Annotated in this window: 13 protein-coding genes; 2 read left to right on the top strand and 11 right to left on the bottom strand. The window is 51.6% G+C overall.

The window, feature by feature from the left end:
- Positions 1-4: 4 nt before the first annotated feature.
- From B1728_RS19535 to B1728_RS19490, 10 genes are all read right to left on the bottom strand, one after another.
- Positions 5-934, bottom strand: coding sequence for a S66 peptidase family protein (locus B1728_RS19535; RefSeq protein ID WP_079912075.1), 930 nt, complete (start codon positions 932-934; stop codon positions 5-7).
- Positions 935-1,131: 197 nt separating this feature from the next.
- Entirely contained in the window at positions 1,132-2,766 is a 1,635-nt protein-coding gene (locus tag B1728_RS19530) for a peptide ABC transporter substrate-binding protein (RefSeq protein WP_079912074.1), read from the bottom strand.
- A 57-nt stretch (positions 2,767-2,823) separates the two neighbouring features.
- Positions 2,824-3,861, bottom strand: a complete 1,038-nt coding sequence (locus tag B1728_RS19525) for an ABC transporter ATP-binding protein (RefSeq protein WP_079912073.1) — start codon at positions 3,859-3,861, stop codon at positions 2,824-2,826.
- A 5-nt stretch (positions 3,862-3,866) separates the two neighbouring features.
- The gene (locus tag B1728_RS19520) at positions 3,867-4,784 is read right to left on the bottom strand and encodes an ABC transporter permease (RefSeq protein WP_079912072.1); all 918 of its coding nucleotides are present in this window, start codon (positions 4,782-4,784) and stop codon (positions 3,867-3,869) included.
- Between the two features lie 2 nt (positions 4,785-4,786).
- Positions 4,787-5,719: an ABC transporter permease gene (locus B1728_RS19515; RefSeq protein ID WP_079912071.1), complete on the bottom strand. Its 933-nt coding sequence runs from the start codon at positions 5,717-5,719 to the stop codon at positions 4,787-4,789.
- Positions 5,720-5,734: 15 nt separating this feature from the next.
- Entirely contained in the window at positions 5,735-6,559 is an 825-nt protein-coding gene (locus B1728_RS19510) for a M55 family metallopeptidase (RefSeq protein WP_079912070.1), read from the bottom strand.
- Positions 6,560-6,682: 123 nt separating this feature from the next.
- Positions 6,683-7,039: a DUF3870 domain-containing protein gene (locus tag B1728_RS19505; RefSeq protein WP_079912069.1), complete on the bottom strand. Its 357-nt coding sequence runs from the start codon at positions 7,037-7,039 to the stop codon at positions 6,683-6,685.
- 172 nt (positions 7,040-7,211) lie between these two features.
- Positions 7,212-8,366, bottom strand: a complete 1,155-nt coding sequence (locus B1728_RS19500) for a serine hydrolase domain-containing protein (RefSeq protein ID WP_079912068.1) — start codon at positions 8,364-8,366, stop codon at positions 7,212-7,214.
- Positions 8,367-8,835: 469 nt separating this feature from the next.
- Positions 8,836-11,421, bottom strand: a complete 2,586-nt coding sequence (locus tag B1728_RS19495) for a metallophosphoesterase (RefSeq protein ID WP_079912067.1) — start codon at positions 11,419-11,421, stop codon at positions 8,836-8,838.
- 3 nt (positions 11,422-11,424) lie between these two features.
- Positions 11,425-12,690: a class I SAM-dependent methyltransferase gene (locus B1728_RS19490; protein WP_079912066.1), complete on the bottom strand. Its 1,266-nt coding sequence runs from the start codon at positions 12,688-12,690 to the stop codon at positions 11,425-11,427.
- Positions 12,691-12,895: 205 nt separating this feature from the next.
- Here B1728_RS19490 and B1728_RS19485 point away from each other — a divergent pair, with 205 nt between their 5' ends.
- The gene (locus tag B1728_RS19485) at positions 12,896-13,183 is read left to right on the top strand and encodes a hypothetical protein (protein ID WP_079912065.1); all 288 of its coding nucleotides are present in this window, start codon (positions 12,896-12,898) and stop codon (positions 13,181-13,183) included.
- A gap of 84 nt (positions 13,184-13,267) precedes the next feature.
- Here the strand turns inward: B1728_RS19485 and B1728_RS19480 are convergent, their stop codons facing one another.
- Positions 13,268-14,383, bottom strand: coding sequence for a slipin family protein (locus B1728_RS19480; RefSeq protein WP_079912064.1), 1,116 nt, complete (start codon positions 14,381-14,383; stop codon positions 13,268-13,270).
- Positions 14,384-15,001: 618 nt separating this feature from the next.
- Between B1728_RS19480 and B1728_RS19475 the strand changes: the two genes are divergently transcribed.
- The gene (locus B1728_RS19475) at positions 15,002-16,525 is read left to right on the top strand and encodes an AAA family ATPase (protein WP_079912063.1); all 1,524 of its coding nucleotides are present in this window, start codon (positions 15,002-15,004) and stop codon (positions 16,523-16,525) included.
- Positions 16,526-16,531 lie beyond the last annotated feature (6 nt).

Below are 16,531 nucleotides of genomic sequence, written 5' to 3'. Positions count from 1 at the left end.
CTCCTTATGTCTCAACACCGGGTTCTATACATTCCAGCACCTTCTGCTGCGTGCTCATTCTAGCTTCTATACCATGAGGCACGGCTATATTCGGGGAACAATGACCGATCTTGAAGCCAGCCATCGTAGGCTTGCCGGCAGATACGACATGATCCTCAATCACCTGCTCCAAAGAAAGCGATTGCTTACGCTTGTTCGGAACACAATTGTTAAAATCACAGATTAAAATGCCGGCAGCATCGGCGAATTTACCCGCCAGCCTTAGCTGATTCAGCATCCGGTCCACGCGGTACGGCTCCTCATCAATATCCTCGATAAAGAGGAGCCGCCCTTTCGTATCCAGCTCATAAGGCGTCCCCAGCGTGCTCGTCAGAAGCGTCAGGTTGCCGCCGACCAACTGCCCGCCTGCTTCTCCATCCACCAGCACCTGCAGCGAGGATATGTCTTCGGTATACCGCAGGACGGATGGACGCAGCATCGTTTCGTAGTTCTGAACCGTAAGCGGGTCGCTGTCCTTTTCCAAATCAATCATCATCGGGCCATGGAACGTAACCAGTCCAGCCTTCTTCAAGATCGCCGTATGCAAAAAAGTAATATCGCTGTAGCCCCAAAATATTTTCGGATTGGCCCGGATGAGATCGTAGTCCAGCTGATCGGCGATTCTGCCTGTACCATAGCCCCCTCGGGCGCAAATAATTGCCTTGATCTCCGGGTCGGCAAACATCCCGTTCAATTCTCGAGCTCGCTCATCATCCGTTCCTGCAAGGTAGCCATGCTGTCCGGACAGCGTATCACCCAATCTGACTTGAAGCCCCAGCCGCTCCAGACAGGCGGATGCCGCGCGAATCTGTTCCCTGTCTCCCCAGCTTGCCGGAGCCGTAATGCCTACGGTATCGCCCGGAAGGAGATGGGGCGGTTTGACTAGCCTCATCATGTGCTTTCCTCCTGCCTTGGAAGGCGCTAATGTCTGTCAACTAACCCGAAAACCTTGAACTATTGATAATATATTCCGGTGGGATATGCCCCTCCTCCGAGGCATACCCCACCTCCATATTTAGCATAGTTCCTGCAAAACTAGGATTCCCGGATGCTCTAGCACCTTCATGCCGTTATTCCGAATGAATCCGGCGGTTATTTAATATCCGCCCACTTAAAGTCGATGAAGCCGAAGGCGTGTCTGACGACACCGTCCACCTTGTCGCTTTGCAGATAAGCATTGTTGTAGAAATAGAGCGGCAAGATTGGGGCCTCATCCATCAAAATTTTCTCAGCATCATGCATCATTTTGAAGCGTTTAGCTTCATCCGGTTCATTATATGCGTCCTTGATCAATTTATCATAAGAAGCGTTAACCCATCCGGTCCGGCTGAAGGCGTTCGTCGATTGGAAACCGTCCAGGAAGTTGATCGGGTCGGCAAAATCCGGAAGGAACGAGGAACGGGAGAATTGAAGCTGCAGCTTCTTCTGTTCATCCGTTAATACTTTGCCTTCTTTATTAGCCAGCTTGATATCGACGCCCAGATTGTCTTTGAACATCGCCTGGAGCGCCTGCGCGATTCTTTGGCTGACATCGTTCGTGTTGTAAGTCAGCGTCACTTCCGGCAGCGTCTTATAGCCCGCTTCCTGCATGCCTTTTTCCAGCAGCTTCTTTGCTTCTGCAGCATCGAACTTGATCAGGCTGCCGCCGACCTTGCGGAAATCCCCGCCGGCAGGGTCCTTCAGTCCCGGTGATACGTAACCATCGGCCGGCTTCTGCTTTTGCTTGAGCACAAGATCCACCAGCTTCTGTCTATCTACAGCCGCTACGAACGCTTTGCGGATGTTCACGTTGTTAAACGGCGCCATCTTCGTATTGAAACGATAGAACGCCTGTCCCGCGCCATCCTCGACCTTCACCTTATTCTCTGCGAACAATTTGTCGCTTAGATCCGCCGGAATCGCTCCCGTCGTATTGGAGACAAGGATCTCACCCGTCGTGAAAAGCTGGTAGGCCGTGTTGGAATCGTTAATCATTTTATAGGTTACGCCGTCCAGCTTGACGTTGGCTGCGTCCCAATATTGATCGTTTCTGACGAGCTTCAGCTCGCTGTCATGCTTCCATTCGGCAATCTTGAACGGCCCATTGCTTACAATAGTCGATGCTTCGCCCGCCCATTTCGCGCTCTTATCCACCGCTCCCTTATTCACAGGGAAAAATGCCGGGCTCGCCACCATGCCGAGCAGCCACGAAGCAGGATAGGCGAGATTCACCTCGAGGGTTTTATCATCAACGGCCTTCACCTTAACGCCGTCAGCAGTACCCTTACCGGAGTTGTAAGCCTCTGCCCCCTCGATGGGGTAAGCGAGAAACGCTGCGTCCGAGGCTGTCTTAGGATCCAGCAGCCGCTTCCACGCATATTCGAAGTCTGCGGCCTTCACCGGCTCCCCATTCGTCCATTTGATGCCGTCTCTCAGGGTAAACGTATATTTCTTGCCGTCCGGAGCGATCTTCCATTCCTTGGCCATAGCCGGCTCCGGCGAATGGTTCTTGCCAAGACGCGTCAAGCCTTCGAACGCATTGTTGACGATGTCATAGGACGCTTGGTCGAAGCCGATCGGCGGATCCAGGGATGTCGGTTCCTTCAGGTTGTTATAAGTCAAAATTTTGGCCTTGGCTTCCTTGCCGCTTTCCGTTTTGACCCCGGAGCCTTCATCCTTGGTACAGCCGGCGAGGGCCGTGCCGAATAACAGGGCGCAGCTGACGAGCAATGCGGATACTTTTTTCATAAGCACTTCTCCCCTTCTTCTACATCGTTTATTTATCTAAAAGCCGGCGCAGCCGGCCTATAGAGCCTTTTTGACATTGCCCGTCGGTGGAAAAAGCTTCCGGGCCCGCGGATCCTGCAGCCAGCAGGCCGCTGTATGGCCATGAGAGATGTTCGTCTGCGCTGGCGGATGCAGCTCACATACCTCCATCGCATAGGGGCAGCGGGCGGTGAACGCACAGCCCCGAGGAGGAGCGAACAAATCTGGAGGCGTACCCGGAATCGGCGTCAGCGGCTGCGTACGGTCCGTATCCAGGCGCGGCATGGAAGCGAGCAGCCCCTTCGTATACGGATGCTGCGGGTTATGGAACAGCTCATGCACCGTGCCGCTCTCCACGATTTGCCCTGCATACATGACGGCTACCCGGTCGGCGATTTTGGCGACGACCCCGAGGTCATGCGTGATGATGATGATCGACACCCCGGTTTTCTTCTGAAGCATTTGAAACAGCTCGATAATTTGCGCCTGAATCGTGACATCGAGCGCTGTCGTCGGCTCATCGGCGATCAGGATCGACGGATTGCATACCGCCGCTATAGCAATCATCATCCGCTGTCTCATTCCGCCGCTGAATTCGTGCAGATATTGCTTCATCCGCATCTCGGGATGTGAGATGCCGACAAGGCCGAGCATCTCCACCGCCAGATTGCGCGCCTCTGCACGCGGGAGCTTCCGATGGCGGATCACCCCTTCCATGATCTGCTCTCCGATCGAGATCGTCGGATTCAGTGCGGTCATCGCGTCTTGAAAAATCATCGCGATTTCGGCGCCTCTCAGCTCGCGCAGCTGCTTCTCCGTGAGCTTCGTCAGCTCCTTGCCCTCGAAGCGGATGCTGCCCCGGGTAATCCTCGAGGTCTGCTCGGGAAGCAGACGCATCACGCTGCGGGCCGTAACGCTCTTGCCGCAGCCGGATTCCCCTACGATGGCCAGGGTCTCTCCCTGCCCGAGCTTGAAGCTGACGCCGCGTACCGCCTTCACCTCGCCTCCATGGGTCGTGAAGGAGACATGCAAATTATCCACTTCCAATCGCATCATTGAACTGTCCTTTGCGGGCATCTGCCTTACCTCCTCTGCTTCGGATTCATTGCGTCCTGCAGGCCGTCGCCTACCAGGTTAAAGGCTAGCATCGTGATCGAAATAAAGAACGCCGGATAAAACAACCGCCACCAGTGACCGGATAAAATCGTCGGCAGCGCGTCATTCGCCATCACGCCCCAGCTTGCCAGCGGCGGCTGAATGCCTAGCCCCAGGAAGCTCAAGAAGGCTTCCGCGAAGATGGCCGACGGGACCGAGAAGGTCACCTGCACGATAATGACGCCAATCGCGTTGGGCAGCAGATGCTTGCGGATAATGTACCCGGCGCTGCCGCCGAGCGTTCTGGCTGCCAATACATACTCCGAGGTTTTCAGCGTAAGCACCTGTCCGCGCACGATTCGCGCCATGCTGGTCCAGCCGGTAGCGCTCAAGGCCACGATGATCGTCAAGAGACCCGGTCCCATGACGACCATCAGCAGAATCACGATCAGCAGGTACGGAACTCCATACAGCAGGTCGACAAAGCGCATCATGATGTTGTCGGCCCGGCCGCCCAAATAACCGGCAATGCCTCCGTAGACCATGCCGATGATCAGGTCGATCAGAGCGGCCATCAGCCCGATAAAGAGGGAGATTCGGGCGCCATACAGGATTCTGGCGTATACGTCCCGCCCGAGCTCATCGGTACCGAACCAATGCTCGGCCGAGGGCTTCTGGTTCGCATCCAGCAGCGACTGCTTGGAGTAGCTATGCTCTGTCAGCAGCGGACCGAACACCGCAAGCAAAGCAACCGCCGCAATGATGATGAGTCCCAGCATCGCCAGCTTATTGCGGAGCAGCCGGAGCCAAGCCTCCTGCCAGAACGACAATCTTGGCCTTACGATGGCTTCCGACGCCCCCAACGTCTGGTTCTTAGGGACAAATAATGAATCGGGAACACTCATCGTTATCCCTCCTTCCTGTGCAGCTTGATGCGGGGATCGATCAGTCCGTAGGCGACATCCACCAGGAACATCATGAACACGAGCAGAGCGCTGTAGAAAACCGTCGTGCCCATGATCAGCGAATAGTCACGGTTATTGATGCCGTCGACGAAATATTTGCCCATTCCGGGAATCGCGAATATTTTCTCGATGACAAAGCTTCCGGTCAGCACATTAGCGACCAAAGCGCCTAACAGCGTAACAACCGGCAAAATCGCATTGCGCAGCGCATGCTTGAGAACGATTGTCACAGTGGAAAGTCCCTTCGCCCTTGCCGTTTCGATATAATCGGCCGTGAGCACCTCCAGCATGTTGGCCCGCGTCAGCCTTGCAATAATCGCCAGCGGACCGGTTGAAAGCGCAAGCGCAGGAAGGATAACATGCTTCCAGCTTCCCCATGTGGCTACCGGCAGCAGCTTCCATTCCACTGCCACGTACTTGATCAGCAGCGTCGCTACAATAAAGTTAGGCACCGCAATCCCGATGACAGCGAACACCATCGCCATATAATCAATCATCCGGTTATGCCGCAGCGCGGCCACCGTCCCCAGAGCAACGCCGCATAGAATGGCAAAGAGAATGGATACAAGACCGAGCTGTAAGGAAACCGGAAAGCCTCGCTCGATCATCGAGTTGACCGTATCGGGAAAATGCCCGATCGATGGCCCAAGATCCAGTGTCAGCAGCGATTTCAAATACATGAGGTACTGAACCGACACCGGCTTGTCTAGGTTGTAAAATTCCATCAGATTTTGCACGGCAGTCGGATTCGAGTTTCTCCCGTCCTTTTCAAAAGGAGAACCGGGAACGGCATGCATCAGAAAAAACGTAACCGTTATGATGAGCCACAGTGTGACCATCATGGATATAAATCGGCGAACCACGTATTGCGCCATGCTATCACCCGCTTTTTAACAAAATGTCGTTTTCATGGCCAGCTCGGTCATGACAATCATGGCCTGATAAGCCTCCAGCATGTGCTTCGCTTGAAACGTCACAACAGGACTATTCGAATCTATGGTCGTACCCGGCATCAGGTGGGCCCATTCCGCCTGGCCGTAATTAGCGAACTCTATCGAAAGCACGGGCTGCTCCGGCGGTTGAAGCGGTTGGACCTTATCCCGGTTGGCCAGCGCTTCCTTCGTCTTTTCCATCAGCAGCTGCCCGCTCTTTTCCGGTGTCAGGCAGACGGCCGCCGTCCGTGAGACCCGCTTCTTGACGACCGCGGTTGTTACCCCGGGAATGAGCTCCTCCGCTTCTAGAGCCGTCTCATCATCCCCGGCTACCAGCAGTACCGGTACCCCGTAATAACCGGCCACGAAGGCATTCAAGCCCAGCTCTCCGACTTCCCGCCCGTTAAGGAACATATTACGCACGCCGAAAATCATCGTATGGCTGAGCACCCCCGGTCTGCCGGCCCTCGAATGGTAGCCCAGGAACGCTGCACCCGCATAGGAGGAGTCCAGACCCTGCACCATAGAAAAAGGCTTCACATCGCCCATAATCAGCTGTGCTTCCGGATGCAGCTTCTCAATAAGCAAATTGTTCATTTTGGAATGGCTGTCGTTAACGACGACTTCCTTGCATCCCTGCTCGAAGGCGGCGCTGATGACATGATTGGCCTCTTCCGTCATCCTATGCTGACCGCGGGTGTAGTTATACTGCCTGGAATCTACGAAGGTAGCATCCACCAGTCCCGTTATGCCTTCCATATCGATGGAAATATACAGTTTCATCCGATTGCCCTCCATTGGTTTTATAGTTGAAAAAACCCAGCAAACAGCATCAGGAACACATCCTGATATCCGTCTGCTGGGTTTTATTTACGGGTATGTTGCCATACGGATAAATAAAGCAGCCTACACTGTGCCGGAAGGCAGATATCCTGACTCTTCCCGGCCGTTAAGTGCTAATTTATATTTTTTTTGCGCGTCTTTATAGGCGACAATCAATGCCTTCTGGGAAGAGCCGTGATAGCGTCGTCGTATTTCTTCGGCTACCGGATCCAAATCCAGCATATGATGACCGATGAAGATGGACCTTACGAAGTCCGAGGTTAACGGGATCGTGGAGGAGCATCCGGCATCGATAATTTTATGGTTCGTCGTATCGACGACCAGCCCTATGAAGAAGGCGCTGAACTGCTGAGTAATCGGGTTATTCAGCGGCACCTGGGCGTCACCGACAATATAGATCGTATCTTTATCGTACTGCAATCAAGACCATCTCCTTATTAGCCCTCCGCCCATTTTCCGTACGGGATGTCAGGAAGGGGCTCTTCCTGCGACCGCCGGACGCTGCAAAAGCTAATGATGTAATATAGTCTAACATCACATTAACATGTTGTAAATAACCAACCTTTGGCTGCGGAGACGCCCCCTTTGATTGCTATTTCAGGAAAGCTTCGACCAGCAGCCCTGCCAGCTCTTCCTCTGCCCGGAAATAAGCTGCGCCTTTGTCGCGGCGCGCTCCATTCAAGATCATGACGAAGCCCCACCGCTCCTGCTCGTGGAAGTACATGTCGCTGAGCAGCCCGTAAGCATCGCCGGCATGGCCTACAAGCCATTGTCCCGGTACCAGCTCGTTCGTTCTATGAAACTGAAGCCCGCTGTGCCTGAAAAAGCCTTCTTGACGATGCCCTGTCCATTGCGCCGTATGCATGAGCTTCGCCGTCTCCGGCTGCACCACCCTTGTCCCCTGCAAGCTGCCGTCATTGGCATGAGCCAGCAAAAACAGGGTAAGGTCGTCCACCGTCGTGCGAAGTCCGCCTTGCGGACTGAACAAAGCTCCATTCGTTCCGGGCACATAGCTGCTGTAATCAACAGGAACCGGTTGTTTGCCGCCAAAATCATCGGCACCGACAAGGTGCTTGTCGTCTTCCCCGCCATATTCATAGAGGACGGCAATGTTGTCCATCTTCTGTGCAAAATCGCTTATGTTAAAGCTCGTATCCTTCATCTGCAAGGGCTCGAATAGATGCTTGCGGCAGTACAGATCAAATCGTTCGTTCGACAGCTTCTCCACCGCCGCCGCCAACAGGACCGCTCCCAGATTGGAATACTCGAAGCTGTCCGGATCACCGGGCCTTCCTGTACCCCACAGCCGATCTGTGTAATAAGCCCCGCCTTCCAGAACAAGATCCGCTAGCGTTAGCGTCGGAGGATTTTCATTACGGGAATCCGTGACGAACCGGGCGTATTCGTCCTGCAAGCCGGAGGTATGGGTCATCAGATGGCGGAACGTCACTGCCAGCCCCGGATAGCGCGGATTCCGCAGCGGAATGCCTAGAACGGCTCCGACATCCTGATCGATATCGGACAAGCCCCGCTCCACAAGCTGCATAAAGGCCGTCGCCACAACCGACTTGGTGATGGAGGCGATGCGGAATATCGTTCGGCTCGTCACCGGAATTTTATGCTCCAGATTCGCCCATCCGTATCCGCCGCTCCAAAGCATCCGGCCTTCACGGACGACCGAAGCCGCCAAGCCTGCGATCCGGTGCTTCTCCATCAGCTGCCCAATAGCCATGTCCCATTCCTTCAAAGGCAGCCCACCTTCTCCCGAGTTTGTTAAAAACTCACTCTGCCATTGTAAACCCTTTCAAATGACTCTATTTCATAATACCGAATATTGCACCATCGGTAAATATTTTATGTGAAATAAGCCAAATCCATGATTTGGGGAGTCTGTTGAAAAACCTATAACGATTGAAAATTAGCATCGGTACCCCGGTGGGGTATCCCCTTCCGGCCGCTGTTGTTCCCGGAAAAATTTTGATTATATATCGCTTTACAGTGGATATTTTCCGAGAACAAAGGCGGACGCTATCGCTCCTACAAGGGATACCCCACCTACCACCTTTCGCATTTTTCTATATGAATGGGTTTTTCAACAACCCGGCCAAATCCATGATTTGGGTCGTGTAAATTTCCCATTATTTTGGAAGACAATTCGTTCAGGACTATTTGAAAAAAGCCGATCAGGATTCCTTTCCTGACCGGCTCTATATGCTTTACAGCCTGGGGTCCATCTCTTTTTCCTTCGCTACCTCGAACAGCAGGCTCGCCGCAATTTCCTTGTACGTCTCATGATCTGGGGAAATCTCATCGAATTTAACCGCCAGCAGCGCCTGGCCCAGCCGGTATTCATTCATTGAAGTACGCAGCTTAGGAGCAATGCTCTTTTGCTTCATCAGCTTGCTGTATTTATGAGGGAAACGGTAATCATACCCGTAAATGATGGACAAATATTCAGGATTGCGCACCTTCATATATGGAGCGGCTTTACCGTCCTGCACTTCCGGCTTGATGACGACACCCTCCATATGGTTATCGACAGTTAGCTTGGCAAAGAACCCTTCCGCTATTTCATAGCTTTGCGGATCGGACAGATCAAGCAGCACGAGCTCATCATCTGACAAGAACCGGTACATCTCCGATGTATTCCAATCGGGAAGCTGCTCTTCCCCGTTGTCATAAACGATTTTTAACAAAGCAAACGGTTTATACTCCGCCTCTCCGTCCTCGGCATAAAGCTCCAGCTGCCTTTTGTACGTTTCATAGGCCTTCCAATGCTCCTCGACCGGAACATGAGTGTCTATGATTTGACGGAGGTCTTTGTAATTTTGATAAATATGGCTGCCATATTTATCGCTTAATTCGGTCTTGGGCATGCGGAATTGGTCCTGCTCGAACCCGCTGCCGCGGTACTGCTCAACCAGCTTGTCAAAAGCCTCATCAAATCCGTTCTGCTTCAAAAATTCAAGCTCGCCTTCCAGCGCCTTCTCGATAGGCTTGAACTGCTTTTGAATCAAGCCTTCGCCTATCGCCGACCAAGGCATAAGCTCGCCGTCCAGCAAAAGCATGGAGATTTGGTGCTGCTCCATATACGAACCGAACTTGTTCAGCAGCTTGGCGTATATCCCGGTCAAGTCGATTCGATTGATTTTATAGCCGTTGCGGCTTACCGCGAAGCATTGATCGATGTCCTTATGCAAATAAATATTGCATCGGGAGCCCATATATTTAGGCTGGAGCACCACCTGCTGAACGCCCCGTCCTTGGAAATAGTTCAAGCCGCTTTTTAACGATTCCAGCTCATTGACGGCCTCATCCTTGTCTGCAGGAGACATCGTACCGGAGATAAAGTTCACCTTATGACGGGTGCTGTAATGCAGGCGGCGCACTTCATCCTCTTCCAGATCTTGAATCGAAATTTTGCGCTCTTCACGAAACAGAACCTTCAGCTCCTCCTGAATGACGGCTTGCGCTGCCTTGTGTGCTTTCAGGAATGGCTTGAACGATATGCTCACCGACGTCAGGGCGTTGCCGTGAACGGCCCCGGTATCCAAGTGCAGCTTATTTTTGATACGGAAGGACTGCTTGGCGGCAATATGCCCAAAAATATGATACGGATGGTTTCTTACCGCCTCTTCCTGCAAGAAGGAAAGCTGCTCCTCTGCCGGAGTGCTGCGATCCAGCCTGAAATTACGTTGATGACGCATCGAATTCGGGTCCAGCTTCCCGATATACTTGTTGCGGCAAGGCGCATGGGTTACATAGAAGGACGGGCCGCTCACCCCCACCATCCGGTAGAAAGGCTTCGATAAGCCTACGAGATGATTGAACTTTTCGAGCAGTGCCGCATCGCTCTGCAGGGCTTGAACCGACGTGAAGTAGCTGTGCAGCAGCTCCTGATCCGCCCCGCTGATTTCTCCCTGCAAGTACTTGTAGACGAAATTCTCATGGTTGCCCATGACAAAAAGAAAATGCTCCCGGTTCTCATACAGAAACTGTACCGTTTCTCTGGTTTGATTGCCTTTATCGATCCAGTCGCCGAGCAGAATCACCTTCGTATTCCGCACTTTTTCTGCAGCAACGAGCTTGTTGCCGTCGATTCGAAAACCGTGGTCCAGCAGCAGGCCCTTCAGGTCCTGAATGCATTCATGGACGTCGCCCACGATAATATATTTCTGATCCTGCGGAAGCGCCGTCGAGGCATATTCGCCCCAATCCTCTACGATCACTTGGTAATCCGGATTTGCGTTGCCCTCTTCCGGCAAGTAGAAGTCTTTGCTGCGCACCTTGTGAATTTTGGAATAGCCTTCTCTAGCCAAGGAGCCGAGCACTTCTTTACGCAGCCGGTTAATATGATTCGTAATAAGCCTCTTCGACCGTTCCGAAGCGTAATAATCCTCTCTTTTCCGATAATCGAATAAGATGACTTCCAGATTGTAGTTTTGCTCATGTGCAATCTTGCGTACCTTCTCTCGAAAGTCTTCTGCCAAGCCGGTCGTGTCCAGGATAATGAACTCGGCATGAATGGGGAAGCTGGCTGCCATTTTTACTTTTTCGAATAACAGATGGAAAGCCTGCTCGCTGGCCTCCAGCATCACCTGATCATATTTATCGTACTCATAGCCGAGCACTTCCTGCCGGATGCTGTCCGAGGAAATGTATTGGACGTTGGTCTTTAACCCGCTTCCTTCGTCCTCCAAACGGAGACCGGGAATCAGCACCTCCTTGGCGAAGGTCGTTTTGCCGCATTCTGTTGAGCCTATCATCATAAAAATCGTATGAACTTTAGTCCGGATTTCCAACCGTTACGCCCCCTTTTTTCTAAGAATAACGCCTTGCGTCGTCCTGATCTCATTAACCCCGTCGCCAATCGATACAAATTCGTAGTCCAGATGGGTTGGAGATACCGCACTTTCGAACCATTGTCTGAATTGCTCCTGCCCCATTTCCCAGCGATGGTCATCATGTCTGAATCCGTCAATCTCGTAATACCGGTTAAAGTCGGAGTTCGGGGTGGTAATAATGAAATGGTCGAAATCGACGTGCTCGCATATTTTGACGATTAGCGCCGCTGCTTCCTCTTTATCCATGTGCTCAATAACTTCCGTTAAAATGACGTCGACCTGTTCCCCGTTATATTCCTCCAGAAATCGGTCGATTGACTCCAGCATGACGATGTTATCAAGCTCCTTGGATTTGGCTTTACGGTTCACGACCTCCAGCACTTCTTCGTTAATATCGATCGCATAATAGCTGTCCTCAATTTTCCCCGCAAAAGGAATCGCATAGAACCCTTCACCGCATCCAATATCCAGTATCGCTTTGTTAAATGGCAGCGCGCTGCCGATGTAATTCCTTCTTTGGTAAGCCGTCCCGCCAAAATCAAACTGAATGGCGTACCGGGCTGTGCTTTCCAGCTGAGCTTTATATTTTCTAAACCGGTCTCTCGTCGATAAAAAGTTCCTTACAAACAGGCTTCGGATATAGAACGGAGCATCGATGATGTTCATGCTTTTCACATATTTATCAATGATACTCTCCGAAATATCAATGTGCTCCTTGCCGAACATGGACAGAAACAAGCATAGAACACTGGCCACATGCAAAAGCTCGTAGAGGCTCTTGTTCGTTGTAATCGTAAGAGAATAGCTCTGATGAGCCAGATGCTTGCTTTCAAACGTAAACTCCTTCATATGCTTCTCAAAAAACTCAACATATCGAATCATCTCCACATGAATCATATGGATGAAAAATGCGTTCTCGTATCCGTCTGCATCTCGTTCATCCCGTGTCTTTAATGGCGCTGAGAAAAACTCATTGATCGCATTCAGAGGAAATAACGGCGTGTTATACCTCGATACGTTCAAGTATTCAAAGGTCTCCTGTTCGTGCTGCTTATACGAAATATCGTTATCCGCATCTTTAAAATAGACGTTGTAGGTGGAATCGTCCGTATACCAGCCGTAAGCCGTCCCTTTGCGAATCGATCGCAGCAGCATGCCGGACTCGGGATTTTTCTTGAGGATAAAGGAAAGCTTAGGGTTGGTGGACCGTATTTGAACAATAGCCATGCGTACCGCTCCTTAAAATAAAAGTAATTCTGTTATTTATTATCGATCCTGCAGACTTCTGACAACAGGGTGAAAGTATTACGACCATGCAACTTTTTCCAGCCAGGCACGTTTAAATGGATAGAATTCACCCCATCCCGAAAAGGAGGATGCACATGAAGAAGCTGGACGGTCTCTAACTTCCCAGAAGGAGGTTAGAGCCAAGATGAGCCGAAGCAGAAAGCATGCCCCCGTATGGACCGATCATCACACACCGGGTACCCGTTGGGCCAAGTGTCAAGCCAATAAAGCAGTTCGTCGTTATACCTATGATTTGCCTAATGGAAAAGGGTACCGGAAGGTTTATAACCCATGGAATATTTGTGATTATCGTTTTTTCAAGACCAAGCAGCAGGCGATTTATGAGTGGGTAATCTCTCCTTGCCTGTGCAATAGACGAATGTCAGAGGAAGAAGCCATTCGAAGCTGGTTGAAGTGGTATGTGAGGAAGTAAAAGGAAGTGTCGGTTCGGGAAGTACCGGCACTTCTTCTTTTTTCGATCGGAGATCAGGGGACATACATGGTTCCCTTCGGCAGCTTACACTTTCCCGGCACTTTTATCCCCCAGCAGCGAATTCAGCTGCTCCAGCAGATTGCCTCCGCCAGTCAACGAAATCGTGCCGATCTTCTCACAAATCTTCTCCAGGAACTCCAGCTCCTTCAACCGGTACAGCGTCATGTTCTCATCCATCAGCTTGGCGGTATTCAGCAGGCTTCTCGTCGATGCCGTCTCCTCACGCCGGGTGATGATGTTGGCTTGAGCCTTTTTCTCGGCAAGCAGCACGGTGTTCATGATCTCCTTAATATCCCCCGGCAAAATGATGTCCTTCACCCCTGCGGACAAAAACCGGACGCCGTACTCTTCGCTCTTCTCATTCAATCTCGACAGAACGAAGGCCGCGATTTCCTGCTTCATTTTCAGCAGATCATCTAACTTCAAGGTTCCTACATACTCCCGCAAAATAAGCTGCAATTGAATGTACAATTGCTCTTCAAAGGAACGGATCTCCAGCACCCGCAGCGGTTGAACGATTCTGTACTGGCATACGAAGTTCAAGCGCAGAGTGACTTTGTCCTCCGTCATCATCTCCTGGCCGGTCATATCCATCTGCTGCTGGCGCAAATCGACGGTTTTGACCGCTACCGAGACAGGCCCTCTCCAGAAGTAATACTTTCCGGGTGCCAGCTCCCTCTGCATCACATGGTTATAGTACAGCGCACCGGATTCATGATTAGCCACCTCGAACGCCTGAAGATAGCTGGCCAGCCTGGGCAATACCGCCAGATCAACCTCGGCCGGCAGCTCGGGGTTCCGGATATCGATCCGGATATAAGTATGCTTCTTCAGTACATTCCAGAACGCATAGCTCCCGGCGGTTAGAAGAGAGACGAATTGGCCGTTCTCGTAATGCAGGACATACTCATGGTCTTGCACCTGAACGACATCCAGCTCCTGCAAGAGCCGCTCATCCTGCATGAACAGCTGCAAATCCTTCCCCTGGACATGAAAAGGCTTTGTTATAGTAAGAACCTCTACCGTATCCTCCGAAAATGGAGAGAATCGGTACGTGCCTGGCTGCAGCAGCTTGACATAGCTTCCTTTGCGGAACAGCAGCCCGCGTTCGTCGGTTTTAATATTGATCTTTTTAAACATCATGTTTCCTCCTTAAGCAGACCTTCAGTCTGCCTTTGATTGATGACTCTGGAAAAGGGAGGTCCTCCTGCGCGTAAGACGGAATCCCGCTTAAGACTTGTGCTGTGCGAGCCATTGCGCTTCTGTCTTGACGCGATGCAGCCAGGTCCGGATGCAACCTGTCTCATCATGCCTTGGCGTCAGCCTCTGATCCTGAACGGCACAAGCCGGTATCCGCGGATTGCTAAGCCCCGCCGCAGTGTGCATAGACAGCCACTGAGGAATCCCTTTCCGGCCCTCCCGTAATGGTTAGCATGTTCTCCTCGAGTGAAAGTCGAGTGCCCTACCTCGGGCAATATCGTCCCATACGATATGGGGAATCGAACCCCTGTGAGGAATTGAGCCGAATAGGTCAAACAGCATACAAGTGTATAGGATACGCCTGCACTGCCGGACTGCGATGTCCGAGCCTGGGTAAGCCATCCGTGCGTCAACCCGATACCTATTGTCTCTTATTTGAATCCATCCGAACATGGCGAAAGTATTACGACGCGGAAGAAAAAAGGATTGTCAAAATATACAAAAATGAGGAGAATAAAAGCATAGTCGAAATTTTCTACATCTGAGGAGCTGCTGACTTTGCAAACCATTAAACAATACATCGCTGCCGGATTTCCGCTTATCTGGGTCACGGGATACGAAGAGAACATCATACTGGAGGACATATTCAAGATCAGTAAGGACATCCAAATGGGAGCCAAAATATGGTCCTGTACGAAGGGCTGGTTTGATCCGCAAACGGGACAATCGCTGGAAATGCATCCGTCAGATCAAATCAGCTGTTTTGACGTATACAGGCAAGAGCAGGACAACATGATTCATGTATTCACTAACTTCCACTTCTTCCTGGATAATTATATGGTACTGCAGAAGATACGGGATATGGTGCCGTTCGCCAAGCACGGAAGCAAGCCCTGCATCTTCCTCTCTCCGTATGTGCAGCTTCCTGCGGAAATTGAAAAGGAAGTGGCCCTGGTCGAGTATCGGCTTCCGGATGTACAGGAGCTAGGAAAGGTGCTCGACATCGTGATGTCCTCCGTAGATTCGAGAATTGAGATCACTGATAGAACCAGACTGCTCGAAGCAGCGCTCGGTATGACATGCGCAGAAGCGGAGAATGCGTTTGCCGTTACTCTTGTAAGGCACGGCTCGTTTCATGGACAGGCCATAACGGAGATTCAGAGGGAGAAAACAAAGATCATAAGACGTTCAGGACTGCTTGAATATATTGAGCCCTCACTCACGCTAGACGATATCGGAGGAAACCAGGAGATTAAAGACTGGCTGCTGGAACGGGAACAAGCCTTTACCCCTATGGCAAGGGATTACGGAATTAAGGAACCTGCCGGCCTTCTTTATGTGGGGGTGCCCGGATGCGGCAAATCTCTTGCCGCCAAGGCCGCTTCTGCCGCATGGCAGCTTCCCCTGCTGCGGTTTCCGCTGGATCGCGTATTTGGCTCGCTTGTCGGTCAGTCTGAGAAGCAGATGCGTGCAGCGATTGAGCTGGCCGAAACTTTGAGCCCCTGTATTCTGTGGATCGATGAACTGGATAAAGCCTTCAGCGGCTTAGGGAACGGCAATGACGGGGGCGTAACCAACCGGATCTTCGGCCAGCTGTTAACATGGATGCAGGAGAAATCGAAGCCTGTGTTCCTTTTTGCAACTGCCAACGATGTGACTTCACTTCCTCCCGAGCTTCTTCGGAGGTTTGATGAAATCTTCTGGGCCGACCTCCCTCAAAAGGAGGAGCGTCAAGAAATCTGGCACATTCACATCGCCAGAAAGAGGCGCAATCCCCAGCTGTTCGATCTGAATGCCTTGGCCGAAGCATCAGAAGGATATAGCGGCGCCGAGATCGAAAAGGTGCTGGAAGCGGCTATGTTTTACGCTTTTAGCCAGAAACGCGACTTTACGACCGATGATATGCTGCGGGCGATTCAAAGCAAAATCCCGCTTTCTATAACGATGAAGGAAAAAATTGAAGCCATTAGGGCTTGGGGAAAGCTGCGGGCCAAGAGTGCCTCGCGATGCACAGGGGAAATCGATCTATCCGAAATCGAGGAAAGATCCGCTCTCCCAAAAAGAAGAATTACTCTATCTTAATCTACA

This window comes from Paenibacillus sp. 32352 (assembly GCF_002042965.1).
In the GTDB taxonomy this organism is placed as follows: domain Bacteria; phylum Bacillota; class Bacilli; order Paenibacillales; family NBRC-103111; genus Paenibacillus_S; species Paenibacillus_S vulneris.
This window is presented reverse-complemented; position numbering and strand designations above follow the sequence as displayed.